General features: G+C 60.4%; 19 protein-coding genes and 3 tRNA genes. 2 read left to right on the top strand and 20 right to left on the bottom strand.

All coding sequences use genetic code 11. The features are described from left to right. Nucleotides 1-17: 17 nt before the first annotated feature. From DMY87_RS19735 to DMY87_RS19830, 20 genes are all read right to left on the bottom strand, one after another. Entirely contained in the window at nucleotides 18-755 is a 738-nt protein-coding gene (locus DMY87_RS19735) for a biotin--[acetyl-CoA-carboxylase] ligase (protein ID WP_110793578.1), read from the bottom strand. A 23-nt stretch (nucleotides 756-778) separates the two neighbouring features. Next, nucleotides 779-2224 (bottom strand): NADH-quinone oxidoreductase subunit NuoN, encoded by a 1446-nt coding sequence (gene nuoN / locus DMY87_RS19740; protein WP_110793351.1) that lies wholly within the window; start codon nucleotides 2222-2224, stop codon nucleotides 779-781. A gap of 18 nt (nucleotides 2225-2242) precedes the next feature. Continuing rightward, nucleotides 2243-3754 (bottom strand): NADH-quinone oxidoreductase subunit M, encoded by a 1512-nt coding sequence (locus tag DMY87_RS19745; protein ID WP_110793352.1) that lies wholly within the window; start codon nucleotides 3752-3754, stop codon nucleotides 2243-2245. Then, a complete protein-coding gene (gene nuoL, locus DMY87_RS19750; protein WP_110793353.1) occupies nucleotides 3754-5751 on the bottom strand; it encodes an NADH-quinone oxidoreductase subunit L in 1998 nt (665 codons plus the stop codon). The genes DMY87_RS19745 and nuoL overlap by 1 nt, the downstream gene beginning before the upstream one ends. A gap of 7 nt (nucleotides 5752-5758) precedes the next feature. After that, the gene (gene nuoK, locus DMY87_RS19755; RefSeq protein WP_062274594.1) at nucleotides 5759-6067 is read right to left on the bottom strand and encodes an NADH-quinone oxidoreductase subunit NuoK; all 309 of its coding nucleotides are present in this window, start codon (nucleotides 6065-6067) and stop codon (nucleotides 5759-5761) included. A 29-nt stretch (nucleotides 6068-6096) separates the two neighbouring features. After that, complete coding sequence (locus DMY87_RS19760; RefSeq protein ID WP_110793354.1) at nucleotides 6097-6711, bottom strand: NADH-quinone oxidoreductase subunit J; 615 nt, start codon at nucleotides 6709-6711, stop codon at nucleotides 6097-6099. Between the two features lie 145 nt (nucleotides 6712-6856). Beyond that, nucleotides 6857-7348 (bottom strand): NADH-quinone oxidoreductase subunit NuoI, encoded by a 492-nt coding sequence (nuoI, locus tag DMY87_RS19765; protein ID WP_110793355.1) that lies wholly within the window; start codon nucleotides 7346-7348, stop codon nucleotides 6857-6859. A 39-nt stretch (nucleotides 7349-7387) separates the two neighbouring features. Further along, the gene (nuoH, locus tag DMY87_RS19770) at nucleotides 7388-8431 is read right to left on the bottom strand and encodes an NADH-quinone oxidoreductase subunit NuoH (protein ID WP_110793356.1); all 1044 of its coding nucleotides are present in this window, start codon (nucleotides 8429-8431) and stop codon (nucleotides 7388-7390) included. A 12-nt stretch (nucleotides 8432-8443) separates the two neighbouring features. Then, nucleotides 8444-10525 (bottom strand): NADH-quinone oxidoreductase subunit NuoG, encoded by a 2082-nt coding sequence (gene nuoG / locus DMY87_RS19775; protein WP_110793357.1) that lies wholly within the window; start codon nucleotides 10523-10525, stop codon nucleotides 8444-8446. 142 nt (nucleotides 10526-10667) lie between these two features. Then, the gene (locus DMY87_RS24270; protein WP_165826365.1) at nucleotides 10668-11333 is read right to left on the bottom strand and encodes a 5' DNA nuclease; all 666 of its coding nucleotides are present in this window, start codon (nucleotides 11331-11333) and stop codon (nucleotides 10668-10670) included. 100 nt (nucleotides 11334-11433) lie between these two features. Then, nucleotides 11434-12738 (bottom strand): NADH-quinone oxidoreductase subunit NuoF, encoded by a 1305-nt coding sequence (gene nuoF, locus DMY87_RS19785; protein WP_110793358.1) that lies wholly within the window; start codon nucleotides 12736-12738, stop codon nucleotides 11434-11436. 11 nt (nucleotides 12739-12749) lie between these two features. Next, nucleotides 12750-13874, bottom strand: coding sequence for an NADH-quinone oxidoreductase subunit E (locus tag DMY87_RS19790; protein WP_110793359.1), 1125 nt, complete (start codon nucleotides 13872-13874; stop codon nucleotides 12750-12752). 18 nt (nucleotides 13875-13892) lie between these two features. Then, nucleotides 13893-14138, bottom strand: coding sequence for a hypothetical protein (locus tag DMY87_RS19795; protein ID WP_110793360.1), 246 nt, complete (start codon nucleotides 14136-14138; stop codon nucleotides 13893-13895). Then, complete coding sequence (locus tag DMY87_RS19800) at nucleotides 14138-15328, bottom strand: NADH-quinone oxidoreductase subunit D (RefSeq protein ID WP_110793361.1); 1191 nt, start codon at nucleotides 15326-15328, stop codon at nucleotides 14138-14140. Before DMY87_RS19800 ends, DMY87_RS19795 begins: the two co-directional genes overlap by 1 nt. Nucleotides 15329-15384: 56 nt before the next feature. Continuing rightward, on the bottom strand, nucleotides 15385-15759 hold the full coding sequence (locus DMY87_RS19805) for a four helix bundle protein (protein WP_280953048.1): 375 nt from the start codon (nucleotides 15757-15759) through the stop codon (nucleotides 15385-15387). A 52-nt stretch (nucleotides 15760-15811) separates the two neighbouring features. Continuing rightward, nucleotides 15812-16411 (bottom strand): NADH-quinone oxidoreductase subunit C, encoded by a 600-nt coding sequence (locus DMY87_RS19810; RefSeq protein ID WP_110793363.1) that lies wholly within the window; start codon nucleotides 16409-16411, stop codon nucleotides 15812-15814. Nucleotides 16412-16430: 19 nt separating this feature from the next. Beyond that, entirely contained in the window at nucleotides 16431-17012 is a 582-nt protein-coding gene (locus DMY87_RS19815; protein WP_054150616.1) for a NuoB/complex I 20 kDa subunit family protein, read from the bottom strand. Beyond that, nucleotides 17003-17368 (bottom strand): NADH-quinone oxidoreductase subunit A, encoded by a 366-nt coding sequence (locus DMY87_RS19820; protein WP_062277786.1) that lies wholly within the window; start codon nucleotides 17366-17368, stop codon nucleotides 17003-17005. Before DMY87_RS19820 ends, DMY87_RS19815 begins: the two co-directional genes overlap by 10 nt. Before the next feature lie 232 nt (nucleotides 17369-17600). Next, nucleotides 17601-17677: transfer RNA gene (locus DMY87_RS19825), tRNA-Asp, on the bottom strand. Nucleotides 17678-17739: 62 nt separating this feature from the next. Next, nucleotides 17740-17816, bottom strand: a tRNA-Asp gene (locus DMY87_RS19830). A 373-nt stretch (nucleotides 17817-18189) separates the two neighbouring features. On the opposite strand from DMY87_RS19830, the gene DMY87_RS19835 reads away from it, so the two are divergent. After that, a tRNA-Val gene (locus tag DMY87_RS19835) sits at nucleotides 18190-18265 on the top strand. A gap of 80 nt (nucleotides 18266-18345) precedes the next feature. Further along, nucleotides 18346-19944 (top strand): site-specific integrase, encoded by a 1599-nt coding sequence (locus DMY87_RS19840; RefSeq protein WP_133253045.1) that lies wholly within the window; start codon nucleotides 18346-18348, stop codon nucleotides 19942-19944. Nucleotides 19945-19979: the final 35 nt, after the last annotated feature.

Below are 19979 nucleotides of genomic sequence, written 5' to 3' on the forward strand. Positions count from 1 at the left end.
TTCTTTCCGATCCAGTCTTACCCGAAAAACACGTCACCGGCGGCGATGGACAGAGTTCCAGCCGCGCTGTCGAGCAATAAAAGTCCCTTATCATCAATTCCAGAAAAGATACCTGAAATCGACCGATCCGGCAGGTTCACCGTGATTTTCTCGCCGATGCCGCAGGCAACCTGGCGCCAGCGCGCAACGATTTCGCCGATGCCCCTGCCCTCATCCCAGACCGACAGTGCATCCGCCATGTTGACGAAGAGCCGGGCAAAAAGTTCATCGGGCGAAATCGATACGCCCTGATCTGCGAGCGAGGTCACCGGGTATTGCGCGAGATCAGGCCGCGCCAGGATGTTGATACCGATGCCGATAACGAGAGCCATTCGGCCATCGGGCAGTCGTTCGGCCTCAAGCAGAATGCCCGACGTCTTGCGGCGATCAATGAGCACATCGTTCGGCCATTTGATATCGACGGTTGCGCCACCGAGCGGCATCACGGAGATGATAGTCTGATGGACCGCCAGCGCCACCGCGAGCGGCAGCGAGCCCAATTCCTCTGCGGGAGCAAAATCCACCAGCAGTAGCGAGGAATAAAGATTGCCCCGCTCGGACACCCATTGGCGGCCGCGACGGCCTCTGCCGCCGGTCTGGCGCTCTGCCGTTACCCAGAGAAAACCGGAATCGCCCGCGCGAGCGCGGGCGAGTGCTTCCGTATTGGTGGACGATACCTCGTCCAATGCGACATGCCGGAAATCGTCGATCGACATCCGGCGGGCCTTGCCGACGCCGCTCAATTAAACAGCGTCTTTGCAGCCGCTTCTGCAGCGGTGCCGAGCGGTCCACCGAACAGGACGTAGCCGACGACAAACAGGCCCGAGAGACCGAAGACGAGGCGCAGTTCGATGGCCGTGCGGTCGAATTCACCCTTGGCTTCGTCGAACCACATCACCTTGACGATGCGGAGATAGTAGTAGGCACCGATGACCGAGGCGACGACGCCGATGATGGCGAGCGCATAGAGCTTGGCTTCGATGGCTGCGACAAAGACGAAGTACTTGGCGAAGAAGCCGGCCAGCGGCGGAATGCCGGCAAGCGAGAACATCAGCGCGGTCAGGACGAAGGCCATGAAGGGACGCGTGGTCGAGAGGCCAGCAAGGTCGTCGATGCTCTCGACGTTGCCACCTTCCTTGCGGCGCATCGCCATGATGCAAGCGAAGGTGCCAAGCGTCATGACCAGATAGATCATCATGTAGAGCAGCACGCCGGCGACGCCGGTGTCGTTGCCGGCTGCAAGACCAACCAGCGCGTAACCCATGTGACCGATGGAGGAATAGGCCATCAGTCGCTTGATGTTCTTCTGACCGATGGCCGCGACCGAACCGAGCACCATCGAGGCAATCGAGATGAACACGACGATCTGCTGCCATTCGGCGAAGATCGGCAGGAACGCATCAATGACGATACGGACCAGGATGGCCATGGCGCCGATCTTCGGCGCAGCCGCCAGGAAAGCGGTAACCGGGGTCGGCGCGCCTTCGTAGACGTCCGGCGTCCACATGTGGAACGGGACCGCAGAAATCTTGAAGGCCAGGCCAGCCAGCACGAAGACGAGGCCGAAGATCAGGCCAAGACCCGGCTCGCCCTGCGACAGGACAGCGGCGATCTGCTCGAAGCCTGTGTTGCCGGTGAAGCCGTAGACCAGCGACATACCGTAGAGCAGCATGCCCGAAGAGAGCGCGCCGAGAACGAAGTACTTGAGGCCAGCTTCGGTCGAGCGCAGGCTGTCGCGATTGATGGCGGCGACGACATAGAGGGCCAGCGACTGCAGTTCCAGCGCCATGTAGAGCGTGATCAGGTTGTTGGCCGAGATCATCAGCATGACGCCAAGGGTTGCCAGAACCAGCAGGACCGGGAACTCGAACTTGTCGAGGTGGTCGTAGCGGGCGTGGCCAACCGCCATGATCATCGCGGTGATCGAACCAATCAGCGCGAGGATCTTCATGAAGCGGGAATAGCCATCGGCGATATAGGCGCCGTTGAAGGCCTGGCCCGAGGGATCCGAGACGATCAACCAGGCACCCGAGAAGACGAGGAGTGCAACAGCCAGCCCCGTGACGACGTTGGTCGACCGATCGCCGGAAAACACACCGATCATGAGCAGCACCATGGCACCCACGGCCAGGATCAATTCCGGCGTGACCAGATGCAGGCTTGCAATGAGAGTTTCAACGGTCATGTCCAAAGGATCCTGTCGTCAGTTCGCAGTCAGCGCCAGAGACTGGGCTGCTTGCAAGGCTGCGGAATAGTTGTTCACCAGGTGATCGACGGAAGCCGCAGTCGCGTCGAGGATCGGCGCCGGGTAGACACCGAAGAAGATGGTGAGGGCAATAAGCGGGTAGAGCACGAGCTTTTCGCGGGCGGAAAGATCGAGCAGGCTCTTCAGGCTCTCCTTCTCCAGCGCGCCGAAGACAACGCGGCGATAGAGCCACAGCGCATAGGCCGCCGAGAGGATGACGCCGGTCGCAGCGAAGAGAGCCACCCAGGTATTGGCGCGGAAGACGCCGATCAGGGTGAGGAATTCGCCGATGAAGCCAGAGGTGCCCGGCAGGCCGACATTGGCCATGGTGAAGACCATGAAGGCGAGCGCATATTTCGGCATGTTGTTGACTAGACCGCCATAGGCCGCGATGTCACGGGTATGGAGGCGGTCATAGATCACGCCGACGCAGAGGAAGAGCGCACCGGAGACGAAGCCGTGGCTGATCATCTGGAAGATCGCACCCTGCACGCCCTGCGTATTGGCGGCGAAGATACCCATCGTGACATAACCCATGTGGGCGATCGACGAATAGGCGATCAGCTTCTTGATGTCTTCCTGCATCATCGCGACCAGCGAGGTGTAGATGATGGCAATGACGGACAGCGAGAAGACGAAAGGCGCGAAATAGTCGGAGGCCAGCGGGAACATCGGCAGCGAGAAGCGCAGGAAGCCGTAGCCACCGAGCTTCAGGAGGATACCCGCCAGAATCACAGACCCTGCCGTCGGTGCCTGAACGTGCGCGTCAGGAAGCCAAGTATGAACCGGCCACATCGGCATCTTCACCGCAAAGGAGGCGAAGAAGGCGAGCCATAGCCAAGTCTGCATCTGCGGCGGGAAGTCGTGCTGCAGCAGAGCCGAGATGTCGGTCGTGCCGGCTTCCCAGTACATGGCCATGATCGCGAGCAGCATCAGCACCGAGCCGAGCAGCGTGTAGAGGAAGAACTTGTAGGACGCGTAGACGCGATCCTTGCCGCCCCAGACACCGATGATGATGAACATCGGGATCAGGCCCGCCTCGAAGAAGACGTAGAAGAGCACGATGTCGAGCGAGACGAACACGCCGAGCATCAGGGTCTCAAGGACCAGGAAGGCGATCATGTATTCCTTCAGACGCTTCTCGACCGAATTCCAGCTGGCGAGAATGCAGAAGGGCATGAGCAGCGTGGTCAGGACGACGAAGAGCACCGAAATGCCGTCGACGCCGACGCGGTAGGAAATGCCGGTGCCGAGCCAGGCGTGCTCTTCCACCATCTGAAAGCCGACATTGGAATTGTCGAAGTTCATCCAGACGAAGAGCGACACGACGAAGGTGAAGACCGTCGTCAGCAGCGAGACATTGAGGATGTTGCGGCGACCCTGCACCGTGTCACCCCGGGTCAGCAGAAGCAGAGCCACGCCGACCAGAGGAAGGAAGGTGACCGTCGAGAGAATGGGCCAATCGGTCATCAGAGGGAGCTCCCGAGCATCATCCAGGTAATGAGGGCCGCAATGCCGATCAGCATCGCGAAGGCATAGTGATAAAGGTAACCCGACTGCAGGCGGACGACCTTCTGGGTCAAGCCGCCGACGGCTGCGGCAACCCCGTTCGGGCCGTAGGCGTCGATGGTGGCAACGTCACCCTTCTTCCACAGGAAGCGACCAAGCGCCTTGGCCGAGCGGACGAAGAGGAAGTCGTACATTTCGTCGAAGTACCACTTGTTCAGCAGGAACTGGTAGAGCAGCCACTGGCTCTCGGCGAGCTTCTTCGGCGCCGACGGGTTCTTGATATACATGTACCAGGCGGTGACGAAACCAACGACCATGGCGACGAAGGGGCTGAGCGCAACCCAGGCCGGCACGTGGTGGAATTCTTCCAGCAGTTCGTTTTCCGGCAGCGTGAAGAGCGCGCCCTTCCAGAACTCCATGTATTCGTGGCCGTAGAAGAAGCCTTCGAAGACCACACCGGCAAAGACGGCGCCGATGGCGAGCAGGAAGAGCGGCAGCAGCATGACCATCGGCGATTCATGCACGTGATGCATGACGTCGGCCGAGGCGCGCGGCTTGCCGAAGAAGGTGAGGAACATCAGGCGCCACGAATAGAAGCTGGTGAACAGCGCGGCGATGACCAGCATCGAGAAGGCGAAGCCCGAGACGCCCGAGTGCGATGCATAGGTCGCCTCGATGATCACGTCCTTGGAGAAGAAGCCGGCAAAGCCGAAAGAGGTGAACGGGATGCCGACGCCGGTGATGGCGAGCGTGCCGAGCAACATCATGCGGAAGGTCCACTTGATGTGCGGACGCAGGCCGCCCATGTGGCGCATGTCTTGCTCGCCGTCGACGGCATGGATGACCGAGCCGGCGCACAAGAACAGCAGCGCCTTGAAGAAGGCATGTGTGAAGAGGTGGAAGATCGCGGCACCATAAGCGCCGACGCCAAGCGCCACGAACATGTAGCCGAGCTGCGAGCAGGTCGAATACGCGATGACGCGCTTGATGTCATTCTGCACCAGACCGACGGTCGCGGCGAAGAAGGCGGTGATCGCACCGACGACGGTGACGACCGTCAGGGCATCATGCGACAGTTCGAAGAGCGGCGACATGCGGGCGACGAGGAAGACGCCGGCGGTGACCATGGTTGCGGCATGAATGAGGGCCGAGACCGGGGTCGGGCCTTCCATGGCGTCCGGAAGCCAGGTGTGCAGCAGGAACTGCGCCGACTTACCCATGGCGCCCATGAAGAGCAGCAGGCAGGCGCCGGTCAGCGCATGGCTGCGATCGAGCTGCATGCCGAAGAGGTTCAGCACAACTTCCGGCGAGCCTGCGCCTTCAGCCGGCAGGTAGGACTGGGCCGAGGCGAAGATCGTCTCAAAGTTGATCGAGCCGAACATCACGAAGACAGCACCGATGCCGAGGATGAAGCCGAAGTCACCGACGCGGTTGACGATGAAGGCCTTCATGGCGGCGGCCGATGCAGACGGCTTCTTGAACCAGAAGCCGATCAGCAGATACGAGGCCAGACCAACGCCTTCCCAGCCGAAGAACATCTGCAGCAGGTTGTCGGAGGTCACCAGCATCAGCATGGCGAAGGTGAAGAGCGAGAGATAGGCGAAGAAGCGCGGACGATGCGGATCGTGGTGCATGTAGCCGATCGAATAGAGGTGAACCAGGCACGAGACCGAGTTCACGACGATCAGCATGACGGCCGTCAGCGTATCGACGCGCAGCGCCCATTCGACGTCGATGCCGCCGGACTGGATCCAGCGCAGGACCGGAACCTTGATGACTTCATGCGCTTCATGGCTGAGCGCCACCTGGAAGAACACGACCCAGGAGAGAAGCGCCACGACGATCATCAGACCGGTGGTCACGTATTCCGATGCCTTGGCGCCGATCTGGCGTCCGGCGAGACCAGCGATCAACGCGCCAATCAGAGGAAGAAAGACAATAGCCTTGTAGATGAGCATAGCCGTGTCAGCCCTTCATCATGTTGACGTCTTCGACGGCGATCGAGCCGCGATTACGATAGAAGACCACCAGGATGGCGAGGCCGATCGCGGCTTCCGCTGCAGCCACCGTCAGGATGAACAGAGCGAAGACCTGGCCGACAAGGTCGCCGAGGAAGTGCGAGAAGGCGATCATGTTGATGTTGACCGCGAGCAGGATCAGTTCCACCGACATCAGGATGACGATGACGTTCTTGCGGTTCAGGAAGATGCCGAAGACGCCCAGGGTGAAGAGCAGTGCACTGACCGTCAGGTAGTGGGAAAGACCGATTTCCATAATTTACGTTCCTTGACCTCGTGCTCGCTTCAGATGCCCTGGCCCGACTTGACCTTGACCACCTTGACGGCAGTCTCGGGCGTGCGGGCAACCTGGGCCGAAATATCCTGGCGCTTGATGTTGGTGCGGTGACGCAGCGTCAGCACGATCGCGCCGATCATGGCGACGAACAGGACGAGGCCCGCGATCTGGAAGAAGAAGACATAATCCGTGTAGAGCACGTCACCCAGCGCCTGGGTGTTCTGGCGCTCGACCACGGCCGGGATCGGCTGGGTGATCGCCAGCTTGGCCTCGGGGCTGATCGCGCTGCCGCCGATGACGACGATCAGCTCAATCGCCACCACCAGACCGATCAGCGCGGCGATCGGCGCATGCTTGGCCGCCCCTGCCCGCAGTTCGGTGAAGTCGATGTCGAGCATCATCACGACGAAGAGGAAGAGAACCGCCACGGCGCCGACATAGACGACGAGAAGGATCATCGCCAGGAATTCAGCTCCGGTGAGAAGCAGAAGGCCGGATGCGTTGATAAAGGTCAAAATCAGGAACAGGACCGAATGGACCGGGTTCCGTGCCGAGATCACCATGAAGGCCGAAGCCACGGCGATAAAGGCGAAGAGATAGAAAAAGAGAGCCTGAAGACCCATGGTGGTGCCTTTTCATCTTCCCCCGGACGTGGGCCCTGCCCCGTCGCCCGATAAGGCATGGCCGGTATCCCCACCGGCATGCCCGTTACAAAACTTCAATTGACCTGGCGAAGCCGAATGCCCGCCAGGACGTGACCCGGACGGATCAGCGGTAGGGTGCGTCCATCGCGATGTTGCGCGCGATTTCGCGTTCCCAGCGGTCGCCATTGTCGAGCAGGCGAGCCTTGTCGAAATAGAGCTCTTCGCGGGTCTCGGTGGCGAACTCGAAGTTCGGCCCCTCGACGATCGCGTCAACCGGGCAGGCTTCCTGGCAGAAGCCGCAATAGATACACTTCACCATGTCGATGTCGTAACGCACCGTGCGGCGGGTGCCGTCGTTGCGGCGCGGGCCAGCCTCGATGGTGATGGCCTGGGCAGGACAGATCGCCTCGCAGAGCTTGCAGGCAATGCAGCGCTCTTCGCCGTTCGGATAGCGGCGCAGTGCGTGCTCGCCGCGGAAACGCGGCGATACCGGGCCCTTTTCGAAGGGGTAGTTGATCGTGGCCTTCTGCTTGAAGAAATAGCGCATCGACAGGAAAAACGCGCCGACGAATTCCTTCAGGAAGAGCGAATTGATAGCCTGGGTGAGAGCAGCCATCTTGTTCTCCTAATCAGCGAAACATCCGGGCGGGCATGATCATGCCCAACCCATCAGCTTCAGCACGAATGCGGTAATGACGACCATGGCGAGCGACAGCGGAAGGAAGACCTTCCAGCCAAGGCGCATCAATTGGTCGTAGCGGTAGCGCGGAACGAAGGCCTTCACCATGGCGAACATGAAGAAGACCAAGCACGCCTTGAGGATGAACCAGATGATACCTGGGACCCAGTTGAGGATCGCGATATCGACCGGCGGCAGCCAGCCTCCAAGGAAGAGGATGGTGGTCAGCGAGCACATCAGAACGATTGCCGCATACTCGCCGAGCATGAACATCATGTAGGGCGTGGAGCCGTATTCGACCATGAAGCCGGCGACGAGTTCGGATTCCGCTTCCGGAAGATCGAAGGGCGGGCGGTTGGTTTCAGCCAATGCCGAGATGAAGAAGATCACGAACATCGGGAAGAGCGCCAGCCAGTGCCAGTCGAGGAAGGAGGCCGGCAGCCCGAGACGCGTGCCGAGACCATCGGTCTGCGCCATGACGATGTCGGACAGGTTCAGCGAACCGACGCAGAGCAGCACGGTGACGATGATGAAGCCCATCGAGACTTCGTAGGACACCATCTGCGCTGCAGAACGAAGGGCACCCAGGAAGGGGTATTTCGAGTTCGAAGCCCAGCCACCCATGATGATGCCGTAGACTTCGAGCGAGGACACCGCAAAGACGAAGAGGATGCCGACATTGATGTTAGCAATCACCCATCCGGAGCTGACCGGAATGACGGCCCAGGTGGCGAGCGCCAGCGTCACCGCGACCAGAGGGGCGAGCAGGAAGACGCCCTTGTTGGCGCCGGCCGGGATCACCGGCTCCTTAAAGACGAACTTCAAAAGATCGGCGAAGGACTGGAACAGCCCCCAAGGGCCGACGACGTTCGGACCGCGGCGCAGCTGGACGGCTGCCCAGATCTTGCGGTCGGCCAGCAGGATGTAAGCGATGAAGACGAGCAGGCAGACGAGCAGAAGCAGCGACTGCCCGATCATGATGGCCGCCGGCCACACATAGGTGGAAACGAAATTGTCCATGGTCCCCTGCCCTTACTCTGCCGCTGCCTTGAAATTGTTGCGGGCCAATGCGGAGCACTCGGCCATGACGGCCGAAGCGCGCGCGATCGGGTTCGTCAAATAGAAGTCTTTGACCGGCGACGCAAACAGAGACTTACCCATCTTACCGGGTTTTTTCGCCAGTGCAGCAATATCGGCCACAGAGCCCGGTGCAACCTCATCGATGTCGGCAAAATGCGGGTAGGCTTCATAGAGCTTGGCACGCAGTTGCGACAGCGAATCAAACGGCAGTTTCTTGCCGAGCACGTCGGAAAGTGCACGCAGGATCGCCCAGTCTTCGCGGGCCTCGCCCGGCGCGAAACCGGCGCGGTTGCCCATCTGAACGCGGCCTTCGGTGTTGACCCAGGTACCGGACTTCTCGGTGTAGGTCGCGCCCGGCAGGATGACGTCGGCATGATGGGCGCCGTTGTCACCGTGGCTGCCGATATAGACGACGCACTTGGCGGTCTTCGCGGTAAAGTCGAGTTCGTCCGCGCCGAGCAAGAAGACCACGTCGAGCGACGATAGCATCTGGACGGCGCTTACGGCACCTTCGCCCGGAACGAAGCCGAGGTCGAGCGCACCGACGCGACCTGCCGCCGTGTGCAGAACCGAGAAGCCATTCCATTCGTCGGTGAGCGCACCGACGTCCTGGGCGAGCTTTGCGGCGTTCGCGAGGACAGCCTTGCCGTCGGCGCCCGCGAGGGCACCCTGGCCGATGATAACAAGCGGGTTCTTCGCAGCCTTCAGCGTTTCGGCGAAGCTGTTCTTGCCGGAAACGAGGTCGGCGAGCGTCTCCGTGCCTGCACCCAGATACTCATAGGGATAGCGCAGTTCGCCGCCTTCGCCGATCACCGCGATCGGCAGGCCTCCACGGCGCCAGCGCTTGCGGATGCGGGCATTCAGGACGGCCGCTTCGTAACGCGGGTTGGCGCCGACGATGAGGATCGCATCGGCGGCTTCGATGCCTTCGATGGAGGTGTTGAAGAGGTAGGTCGAGCGACCGAGCGACGGATCAAGTGCCGTCCCATCCTGGCGACAGTCGGTATTGCCAGATCCCAGCGCGTTGATCAGCGACTTCAGCGCGAAGATTTCTTCAACCGACGCGAGGTCACCGGCGACGGCGCCGATCTTGTCGGCCGAGGTCGAGGCAACAGCCGACTTGATCGCGGCAAAGGCTTCCGCCCAGGTCGCAGGCTGCAGGCGACCATCCTTCTTGACGTAGGGGCGGTCGAGGCGCTGCGTCTTCAGGCCATCCCAGACGAAGCGGCTCTTGTCGGAGATCCACTCTTCGTTGATCTGCTCGTTGACGCGCGGCATGATGCGCATGACTTCGCGGCCACGGGTGTCGACGCGGATGGCCGAACCCAGCGCGTCCATGACGTCAACAGATTCGGTCTTGTTCAGTTCCCACGGACGGGCCGTGAAGGCGAAGGGCTTGGAGGTCAGCGCGCCGACCGGGCAGAGGTCGACGACGTTGCCCTGCAGCTCGGAGGTCATGGCCTGCTCGAGATAGGTGGTGATCTCCGCATCCTCGCCGCGGCCGATCAGGCCGAGTTCGGCAATGCCGGCGACTTCGGTGGTGAAGCGGACGCAGCGCGTGCAGTGGATGCAGCGGTTCATCACGGTCTTGACCAGCGGGCCGATATACTTGTCTTCGACGGCGCGCTTGTTTTCGGTGTAGCGCGAGCTATCGATCCCGAAGGCCATGGCTTGGTCTTGCAGGTCGCATTCGCCGCCCTGGTCGCAGATCGGGCAATCCAGCGGGTGGTTGATCAGCAGGAATTCCATCACGCCTTCGCGGGCCTTCTTGACCATCGGCGTGTTGGTGTAGACTTCCGGCAGTTCGCCGTTCGGGCCGCCACGGATGTCGCGCACGCCCATGGCGCAGGAGGCTGCCGGCTTCGGCGGGCCACCCTTCACCTCGACAAGGCACATGCGGCAATTGCCGGCGACCGACAGCCGTTCATGGAAACAAAAGCGCGGAACCTCGGCCCCTGCTTCCTCACACGCCTGCAACAGCGTGAAATGATCCGGAACCTCGATCTCTTTGCCGTCGATCTTCAGCTTAGCCATATTCGCCTTCCTGCCTCACGCTTCCGCGCATCCTGCCGTGGCATCTCTGCCCCGACTGACAGCCTTCGTCCGCACCGGATGAAAGCCGCCGGTTTTATCCCTCAAGTCCGACGCATCGCCCCCGCGCGGCCGGACAATAAACTCAACTGCCTGACCGAGCCTTGCCGCCCGCCAACCGGCGCGCCTGGCCTGCCCAGTCGTCCCGCAGCACCCGGCCGTCGAGACCCAATTCCGTGTCCAGCGCGGACAGCGCCTTCTCGTCCATATCAGCCAGAGCCTGGAAGCGGGTAATCCCCCTGCCCTTCAGCATCTGTTCGACCTTCGGCCCGATGCCGTCGATCTTCTTCAGGTCGTCGGCCTTGCCGGCAGCCCTTTTCGGCTTCGGTGCCGGCGCGGCGACCTCGACCTCGACCTTCGGCGCTGGCTTCGCCTTGCCCTTCGGTGCGGCCGCAGGTTTCGCTACCGTCTTTGCCTTAGGTGCCGGCTTCGGCTTTTCAACCTTGGCGGCAACCGGTTTTACCGGCGCTTCCGCCTTGGCCTTCACCTTCGGCGCGACCGGCTTTTCCGCCTTCACCTTCGCCGGAACTGGCGCTGGCTCAACCTTCATAACCGGCGCCTCGACCTTGGTCTCAGGCTCAGCTGCCGGCTTCGCCTCCGCCGCCTTGCGTTCCTCCTCCAGCTGCCGCGCAATCTGGCCGGTCAAATCCATGGCCCCTTGAATAGAGCCGAGGAAGAGCTTGCTCATCTGCGCCGCCATGCCGAAGCCGAAAGCGGTGGCGGCGGCCATGGCGGCCGCCGGATTGGTCATCAGGCCTTCCAGACCTTCGGACCCACGAGATTCGGATGCCGCGTCGTCCGGCCCCTTTTTCCCGCCCTTGTCCGAAGAGCTTGTCATTGCCTTTTGTCCCTTACTCTGCCGCTTCCATGACCACCCCATGGGCGATCGCGTTGCGGGTGTACTGGTCGATGCGCTTTTCCATTTCCGGACGGAAATGCTTGATCAGGCCCTGGATCGGCCATGCGGCTGCATCACCGAGCGCACAGATCGTGTGGCCTTCGACCTGCTTCGTTACCTGGAAGAGCATGTCGATTTCACGCTTCTGGGCATTGCCCTTCACCATGCGTTCCATCACGCGCATCATCCAGCCCGTGCCTTCGCGGCACGGCGTGCACTGGCCGCAGCTCTCATGCTTGTAGAAAGCCGAGAGGCGCCAGATCGCCTTCACGATATCGGTCGACTTGTCCATGACGATCACAGCTGCGGTGCCGAGGCCGGAGCCCAGCTCGCGCAGACCGTCATAGTCCATGATGGCGTCCTTCATCTGGGCGCCCGGTACGCACGGGACCGAAGAACCGCCCGGGATGACGGCGAGCAGGTTGTCCCAGCCGCCACGAATGCCGCCACAGTGCTTTTCAATCAGCTCCTGGAAGGTGATCGACATGGCGTCTTCAACCGTGCACGGCTTGTTGACGTGACCCGAGATCGAAAACAGCTTGGTGCCGGCATTGTTCGGGCGACCGAAGCTCGAATACCAGGATGCACCGCGACGCAGGATGGTCGGGGCAACGGCAATCGATTCGACGTTGTTGACCGTGGTCGGGCAGCCGTAGAGACCCATATTGGCCGGGAACGGCGGCTTCAGACGCGGCTGGCCCTTCTTGCCTTCAAGGCTTTCCAGAAGTGCGGTTTCTTCGCCGCAGATATACGCGCCGGCGCCGTGATGTACGACGATGTCGATGTCGTAGCCGAGCTTGTTGTTCTTGCCGAGCAGACCGTAGTCGTAGCACTCGTCGATCGCGGCCTGCAGGGCTTCGCGCTCGCGCATGAATTCGCCGCGGACATAGATGAAGGCATGATGCGCGCCCATGGCGAAGGAGGCGATGACGCAGCCTTCGATCAGGGTGTGCGGATCATGACGCATGATCTCGCGGTCCTTGCAGGTGCCGGGCTCGGACTCATCGGCATTGACGACGAGGTAGTGCGGACGGCCATCCGATTCCTTCGGCATGAAGGACCACTTGAGACCGGTCGGGAAGCCTGCACCGCCGCGACCACGAAGACCGGAGGCCTTCATCTCGTTGATGATCCAGTCACGACCCTTTTCGAGGATCTGCTTGGTGCCATCCCAATGGCCGCGCGACATCGCGCCCTTCAGGGACTTGTCCTTGAGGCCGTAAATATTGGTGAAGATGCGATCTTGATCTCTCAACATAACCTAACCTCTCAGCGCGGCTTCTTGCCGAAGACCTTGATGTATTCCGCTTCGCCGCCCTTGGCGAGCGCCTTGGCCTGCTTGACCCAGTCGTCCCGCTCGATGCGGCCGGAGAACTTGAGGTAGGTGTCGACCCACTCGCGCTCCGCCTTCTTCCACTTGGCGACCTGCTCGAACTTGTAGATGCCAAGACCGTTCAACGTCGCTTCGATCTTCGGACCAACGCCGGAGATCATCTTCAAATCGTCGGGCGTTTCCGGACGCTCGATGCCGGCGGGGCGGTTCTTCTCGTCCATGACCGGGGCCGGCGCCTGAGCGGCTGCCTTTTCCACCGGACGTGCGGTATCGGCGTTGTCGCCCTTCTGCTTGACGTTTTCGGCTGCGGCCTTCTTCGCGGTCGCCGGCGTCTTCAGCGACTTGTCGGTTTCCGGCGCATCCGTGACGGGCTTTGCAGCATTCGCCGGCGGAACGGAGGTCTCTTCGGCCTTGGCCGGTGCCGGCGCATCGTTGAAACGGATCGGCTGAATGTCGTCGGTGAGCGTCGTCGGGCCACCGACCGGGGCCGAATAAATGCGATCGACCTGCGGGCCCGGCTTGATGTCGGAACCACGCCCTGCGGCAAAACGATCGATGATGTGCTCGAGCTGGGTCGGCGTCAGGTCTTCATAGGCGTCCTTGAAGATCATGACCATCGGCGCGTTGACGCAGGCGCCCTGACACTCGACCTCTTCCCAGGAGAGCGTGCCTTCCGCATTGCGCTCGAAGGGCTCCGGATGGATCTTCGACTTGCAGACGTGGATCAGGTCTTCCGCACCGCGCAGCATGCAGGGCGTCGTGCCGCAGACCTGGATATGGGCGCGCGTGCCGATCGGCTTCAGCTGGAACTGGGTGTAGAAGGTCGCGACTTCGAGGACGCGGATGAAAGGCATGTCGAGCATCTGGCCGACATATTCGATCGCCGCCTTGGTGACCCAGCCTTCCTGCTCCTGCGCCCGCATCAACAGCGGAATGACCGCCGATTGCTGGCGGCCCGCCGGATATTTGCGGATGGTGGCCTCAGCCCAGGTGGCATTCTCCGCATTGAAGGAGAATGCTGCGGGCTGGAATTGCTCTTCGGCTAGTCGACGAACGGACATACTTCCTCACGCCTTGTCTCAGTTTATGGAACCACACCGCGTATTCGTCACATTGGCGAATTCGCAGGCATAGGCCGAATTGTCTTTCTGCAGGAATACGAAGAGTTTCGCCCCGGTCCAGGACGAACTCTTGATCTCATACCCCTGCTCGATGAGATTGGCCATCGATACGGTTGCCTTCGTCGCCACGGCGTCGCTCTCCTGCGCCACCACGGATGTGGCAGCGGCGAGACAGAGGACGATGGCGGCGAAAGCTCTCAGCATCAGCGGTCAACTTCCCCGAACACGATGTCGAGCGAACCGAGGATTGCCGACACGTCTGCAAGCTGATGGCCGCGGCAGATGAAGTCCATGGCCTGGAGATGGGCATAACCCGGAGCGCGGATCTTGCAGCGATACGGCTTGTTGGTGCCATCGGAGACGAGGTAGACGCCGAACTCGCCCTTCGGGGCTTCGACAGCGGCATAAACCTCACCGGCAGGCACGTGATAGCCTTCGGTGTAGAGCTTGAAGTGGTGGATGAGGCCTTCCATAGAACGCTTCATCTCGCCACGCTTCGGCGGAACGACCTTGCCGTCCAGCGACGAAACAGGACCGGTCTTGGCATCGCCGAGCAAGCGGTTGACGCACTGCTTCATGATCTTCACCGACTCCCGCATTTCGAACATGCGGATCAGGTAACGGTCGTAGCAGTCGCCGTTCTTGCCGACCATGATGTCGAAGTCGAGATCGGCGTAACATTCGTAGGGCTGCGACTTGCGCAGGTCCCAGGCAGCGCCCGAACCGCGGACCATCACGCCCGAGAAACCCCAGGCCCAGCAATCATCCAGGCTGACGACGCCAATATCGACGTTACGCTGCTTGAAGATGCGGTTGCCGGTCAGAAGTGCGTCGATATCATCGAGCTTTTCCGGGAACTGGTCGCACCACTTGCCGATATCCTCGACCAGCTGGTGCGGCAGATCCTGATGAACACCACCGGGACGAACATAGGCGGCATGCATGCGCGCCCCGCAGGCGCGCTCATAGAAGACCATCAGCTTCTCGCGCTCTTCAAAGCCCCAGAGCGGCGGCGTCAGCGCACCGACGTCCATGGCCTGCGTGGTGACGTTCAAGAGATGCGAGAGAATACGGCCGATTTCCGAGTAGAGAACGCGGATCAACTGACCACGGATCGGGATCTGGATGTCGAGGAGCTTTTCGACGGCCAGCGAATAGGCATGTTCCTGGTTCATCGGCGCGACATAGTCGAGACGATCGAAATAGGGCAGCGCCTGCAGATAGGTCTTGGTCTCGATCAGCTTCTCGGTGCCGCGATGCAGGAGGCCGATATGCGGATCGACGCGCTCGACGATTTCACCGTCAAGTTCCAGAACAAGGCGCAGAACGCCGTGCGCCGCCGGATGCTGCGGGCCGAAGTTGATGTTGAAGTTGCGGACGTTGTGTTCAGTCATCAATGCGCTCCGCGCCTTGGGCCAGTAGCCAATAGGCAGTAGGCAGTAGGGCTTTATTACGTGGTTCGACCATTGCGTTCTTCCTGCAAGCTGCGGATCAGCGATCTCAGCATTTTTCCAACTTCTTCGCTCATGGACATGACAGCTTTAATTCTGTCTTTCGATACCAGTCCAAGGCGGGAACTCAGAATAAAATGCGTTTCCAACTCTTTCAGAGAACCCTGAGCAATCTTCAAATGCTGGACATATGAGCCCGTCGCATTCCTACCGTGACCTTCTGCGATATTGGCGGGAACAGAACCAGCTGCCCGCCTAATCTGCGAGACGAGGCCATACACCTCTTCTCGCGGAAAGTCCGTGGTAACCTCATAGCTCTCCACCGCAAGATCCATCGCGCGTTGCCACACCTTCAGATCTTGGTAGGAGTTGATCGTCGTCTGCGTGCTCCTTCTCGTCTATTGGCTACTGCCTATTGCCTAAATCCTATTTCGCTTTTTCATCGCCGGGCAGCACGTAGTCCGTGCCTTCCCAAGGCGAGAGGAAGTCGAAATTGCGGAATTCCTGCTTGAGCTCGACCGGCTCGTAGACGACGCGCTTGGCACTATCGTCATAACGAACTTCGACGAAACCGGTCGTGGGGAAGTCCTTGCGCAGCGGATGACCCTCGAAACCGTAGTCGGTGAGGATGCGGCGCAGGTCCGGGTGATCGGTAAACAGGATGCCGTACATGTCCCAGGTTTCGCGCTCGAACCAGTCCGCGCCCGGATAAACCGAGCAGGCCGAAGGAACCGGCTTGAACTCGCCCGTTGCGACCTTGATGCGGATGCGCAGGTTCTGGCGGGGCGACAGCAGGTGATAGACCACGTCAAAGCGATCTTCCCGCGTCGGATAGTCGGCGCCGCAGATGTCGATCAGATTGACGAAGCCGCACTGGACGTCGTCGCGCAGGAAGGTCAGGAGCGAAATCAGGTTTTCCGACTTCGCCGTCAGCGTCAGCTCGCCGAAGCGGATTTCGCTCGACGCAATCAGCGCACCGCGAACCTCTGCGAGGTAGGAAGCGAGCTCGTTCAGGGCTTCACTCATTGTTTTTCGTCCCTTCGCCTTACCGCTCGATCGTACCCGTGCGCCGGATCTTCTTCTGCAGGAGCATCACGCCGTAAAGCAGAGCTTCTGCCGTGGGGGGACAGCCCGGCACGTAGATATCGACCGGCACGACGCGGTCACAGCCACGCACGACGGAATAGGAATAATGGTAGTAGCCGCCGCCATTCGCACAGGAGCCCATCGAGATGACGTAACGCGGCTCCGGCATCTGGTCATAGACCTTGCGGAGTGCCGGTGCCATCTTGTTGGTCAGCGTGCCGGCGACGATCATCACGTCGGACTGGCGCGGGCTCGCGCGCGGCGCAAAGCCGAAGCGCTCGGCGTCGTAACGCGGCATCGACAGCTGCATCATCTCGACGGCGCAGCATGCCAGACCAAAGGTCATCCACATCAGCGAACCGGTGCGGGCCCAGTTGATCAGCTCGTCGGTCGAGGTGACCAGAAAGCCCTTGTCGGCGAGCTCATTGTTGATCTCACCGAAGAAGCGGTCGTCGGCGCCGATGGGCTTGCCGGTATTGGGATCGATGATGCCCTTCGCCTGCGGCGCGATCATCGTCGTATCGGACTGGATCACTCCCATTCGAGCGCCCCCTTCTTCCATTCATAGATAAAGCCGATGGTGAGAACACCAAGGAAAACCATCATCGACCAGAAACCGAACCAGCCAACCGCACTGAAGGACACGGCCCAGGGAAACAGGAAGGCGACTTCGAGATCGAAGATGATGAAGAGGATCGACACCAGATAGAAGCGGATGTCGAACTTCATGCGTGCATCGTCGAACGCGTTGAAGCCGCACTCATAGGCCGAGAGCTTTTCCGAATCGGGCGCCTTGTAGGCCACGGCAAAGGGCGCCACGAGAAGCGCGATGCCGATGACGAGGGAAATACCGATAAAGATGGCGATCGGAAGGTAGGAACTGAGCAGTTCAGTCATCATATCACCCTGCTTGTCTCGAATGCCATGAAAGCATTTAGCGCGAAGCCGACAAGCCGAAAGAGAGTTGCAACGAGCCGTGGTTAGCGCAGGCGGACAGCCAGCGCAAGTCCAACGGAAGGCTTTTCACTCGATACCGAAGGGCACCTTACCAGCGGGTAAAAACCCTGTCTTGTGCAAACCGCATCGCAGCGCACAAAGACACATATATCGTCTTACTCGGAGAAAGAAATGGCGCGAGTGACGGGGCTCGAACCCGCGACCTCCGGCGTGACAGGCCGGCACTCTAACCGACTGAGCTACACCCGCGCATTGCCGTGGGATGACCCACGAAGACCGCAAGATACGGTCCAAACCTGATATTCCTGGAATGGCGCGAGTGACGGGGCTCGAACCCGCGACCTCCGGCGTGACAGGCCGGCACTCTAACCAACTGAGCTACACCCGCGCATTTCCAAAAAGGGGACCAANAGCTACACCCGCGCATTTCCAAAAAGGGGACCAAGTGAACCCCGGCGACTGGGCTTGCCCTGTCGTTGAGCGGCTCTCTACGGGGTTCATCTGGAGGTGTCAAGCAGGTTTCAAGACAAAACCATGACCGGCCGAAATTAATCCTCAGCCCCTTGCTCGCCCCATCCGACACCCCTCTTCTCGCGACACCAGGCCGCAGGCGCATTTGCGGGATTCACAAACGTTTTCCACACCTCGTTCAACGCTCGAACACAAAAAAAGAAAAATTTCCGAGAAAAACTCTTGCGGAATTTCCGCGATCCGCATAGATCACGGCCACCGACGCGGCGGACATGATCCGATCAGCGCACGGGCGATTAGCTCAGTTGGTAGAGCGCCTCGTTTACACCGAGGATGTCGGGAGTTCGAGTCTCTCATCGCCCACCATCTCATCCCGTTGAGATGCCTGAACAATCTGAATTTATTGACGTATGCTCCCCCTGTCTTGGTACACAAGGGTGGTACACATGGGTCTGTCGATGCCTACTCCGATCAGGATTGGCCCCAACTACTATCTCCGAGTTCGCGTCCCCTCCGATCTGAAGGATCGCCTCAAAGGCGTGACCGTGACCGTCCCTGTCGATGGTCGCCCCCGTGAGGTCCGCATAGGCGAGTTCGTGAAGGTCTCACTGGAGACCGCGAAAGCAGCCACGGCCAAGGTCCGTTTCTCCGAGACGTACGACTTCCTCCAACGCTATTGGGCGATGCAGCGAAAGCCCGTGGAGCGACTCACTCACAAGCAGTTGGTCGCCCTCGCCGGTGCCCTCAGAAACGTCTTCGTTGCTGCCTTCGAAGACGAGCCGGGAAGCCCTGCAAAGTGGATGAGTGTGTTGGACATGAACGCAGCAGCGAGGGTCGGGAAGGTTAACCCTCTCGCTATCGGTGGTGAGTCGCGAAAGGCTGCAGGGCTCACTAAGCGCTTCGGGCCGATGGTCGACGCTTTCCTCGCTCACCAGTGCGTCCAACTGTATCCCGAACAGCGATCACGTCTCCTCGAACTCGTTGTGGATAGTCTCGACGATGCAGCCATGGTGACCCTCAGGCGAGCTGAGGGGGACTACTCACCAGACACCGGGGCGGCGAAGTACCCACCTTTGGACATCGTGAACCCTAAGACAAGCAGCGCCGCCAGTGAGCGATCCACCGACGGACTGACGTTTGAGAGTGTCATCAATACTCAGGTGTCGAACAAGGCCGCTGGTAAGGATGCAGCGCCGCTCAGGGAAGCAACGGTCAGGAAGTTCCGGCTTACTGCTGCGGAGTTCGTTGCCTTTCGTGGCAGTGACCTGATCAGCACCGTGACGGCACAAGAAGCCGACCGATGGAAACGGGCGATGTTGGCGGATGGCAAGCTGTCGAACAATACTGTCAAACAGCGCATTCAAAACCTAAAGACGATGGTCGAATGGGTCAGGAAGCAGACCTTGGGCGGGCTGTTTCCAGATTTTCATCCCCTACAGCACGTACAAGCGCCTGAAGCCGCCCCGGTGGCGAGTGAGGACCGGACCTTCACCCTGGACGAAGCCCGCGCCACTCTTCTCGCAGCGAGGAAGGAAAATAAGCCGGAGCTCCGCTGGCTTCCGTGGATGTGCGCCTACTCAGGTGCGCGTATCAATGAAGTTGCTCAGCTTCGGCGCGATGACTTCTTCCAAGTCGGTGACGACTGGTTCTTCCAATTGACGACCAAGGGCGGAAAGTCCCTGAAAAACAGGAACAGCATCCGGAAGGTGCCCGTCCACCCTGCCCTCATCGACGAAGGACTGATCGACTTCGTCAAATCCTGCCCAGCCGGAAAGCGCATGTTCCCGCCTCGGTCCCAGCCGAATATCTCAGAATGGCTGCGGGGTGAAGTTGGCATCAAACGTGCCGAGCTGGCACCTAACCACGGATGGCGTCACCTCTTCGAAGATCTGTGTGTAGCTGGAGGCGTTATTGACAAAGCTCGTCTCTATATGACGGGGCGCACCACAGGCGCGTCAGACGAAGGCTATGGCCGCAGCCAAGTGCTGCTCCAAGGGCTGGCGAAGGAGATGGCGAAGGTGCCAAGGATCGACTTGGAGGCGTGAAGAACCAAACTCAATCGATGTGCCGTCGCTCATAG

Origin of the sequence: Peteryoungia wuzhouensis (genome assembly GCF_003205195.1) — a bacterium.
Taxonomy (GTDB): Bacteria; Pseudomonadota; Alphaproteobacteria; order Rhizobiales; family Rhizobiaceae; genus Allorhizobium; species Allorhizobium wuzhouense.

Excerpts from the sequence above, each read along its gene's own strand:
- DMY87_RS19735 (WP_110793578.1), bottom strand. The coding sequence starts at position 755 with ATGTCGATCGACGATTTCCGGCATGTCGCATTGGACGAGGTATCGTCC.
- nuoN (WP_110793351.1), bottom strand. The coding sequence starts at position 2,224 with ATGACCGTTGAAACTCTCATTGCAAGCCTGCATCTGGTCACGCCGGAA.
- DMY87_RS19745 (WP_110793352.1), bottom strand. The coding sequence starts at position 3,754 with ATGACCGATTGGCCCATTCTCTCGACGGTCACCTTCCTTCCTCTGGTC.
- nuoL (WP_110793353.1), bottom strand. The coding sequence starts at position 5,751 with ATGCTCATCTACAAGGCTATTGTCTTTCTTCCTCTGATTGGCGCGTTG.
- nuoK (WP_062274594.1), bottom strand. The coding sequence starts at position 6,067 with ATGGAAATCGGTCTTTCCCACTACCTGACGGTCAGTGCACTGCTCTTC.
- DMY87_RS19760 (WP_110793354.1), bottom strand. The coding sequence starts at position 6,711 with ATGGGTCTTCAGGCTCTCTTTTTCTATCTCTTCGCCTTTATCGCCGTG.
- nuoI (WP_110793355.1), bottom strand. The coding sequence starts at position 7,348 with ATGGCTGCTCTCACCCAGGCTATCAATTCGCTCTTCCTGAAGGAATTC.
- nuoH (WP_110793356.1), bottom strand. The coding sequence starts at position 8,431 with ATGGACAATTTCGTTTCCACCTATGTGTGGCCGGCGGCCATCATGATC.
- nuoG (WP_110793357.1), bottom strand. The coding sequence starts at position 10,525 with ATGGCTAAGCTGAAGATCGACGGCAAAGAGATCGAGGTTCCGGATCAT.
- DMY87_RS24270 (WP_165826365.1), bottom strand. The coding sequence starts at position 11,333 with ATGACCAATCCGGCGGCCGCCATGGCCGCCGCCACCGCTTTCGGCTTC.
- nuoF (WP_110793358.1), bottom strand. The coding sequence starts at position 12,738 with ATGTTGAGAGATCAAGATCGCATCTTCACCAATATTTACGGCCTCAAG.
- DMY87_RS19790 (WP_110793359.1), bottom strand. The coding sequence starts at position 13,874 with ATGTCCGTTCGTCGACTAGCCGAAGAGCAATTCCAGCCCGCAGCATTC.
- DMY87_RS19795 (WP_110793360.1), bottom strand. The coding sequence starts at position 14,138 with ATGCTGAGAGCTTTCGCCGCCATCGTCCTCTGTCTCGCCGCTGCCACA.
- DMY87_RS19800 (WP_110793361.1), bottom strand. The coding sequence starts at position 15,328 with ATGACTGAACACAACGTCCGCAACTTCAACATCAACTTCGGCCCGCAG.
- DMY87_RS19810 (WP_110793363.1), bottom strand. The coding sequence starts at position 16,411 with ATGAGTGAAGCCCTGAACGAGCTCGCTTCCTACCTCGCAGAGGTTCGC.
- DMY87_RS19815 (WP_054150616.1), bottom strand. The coding sequence starts at position 17,012 with ATGGGAGTGATCCAGTCCGATACGACGATGATCGCGCCGCAGGCGAAG.
- DMY87_RS19820 (WP_062277786.1), bottom strand. The coding sequence starts at position 17,368 with ATGACTGAACTGCTCAGTTCCTACCTTCCGATCGCCATCTTTATCGGT.
- DMY87_RS19840 (WP_133253045.1), top strand. The coding sequence starts at position 18,346 with ATGGGTCTGTCGATGCCTACTCCGATCAGGATTGGCCCCAACTACTAT.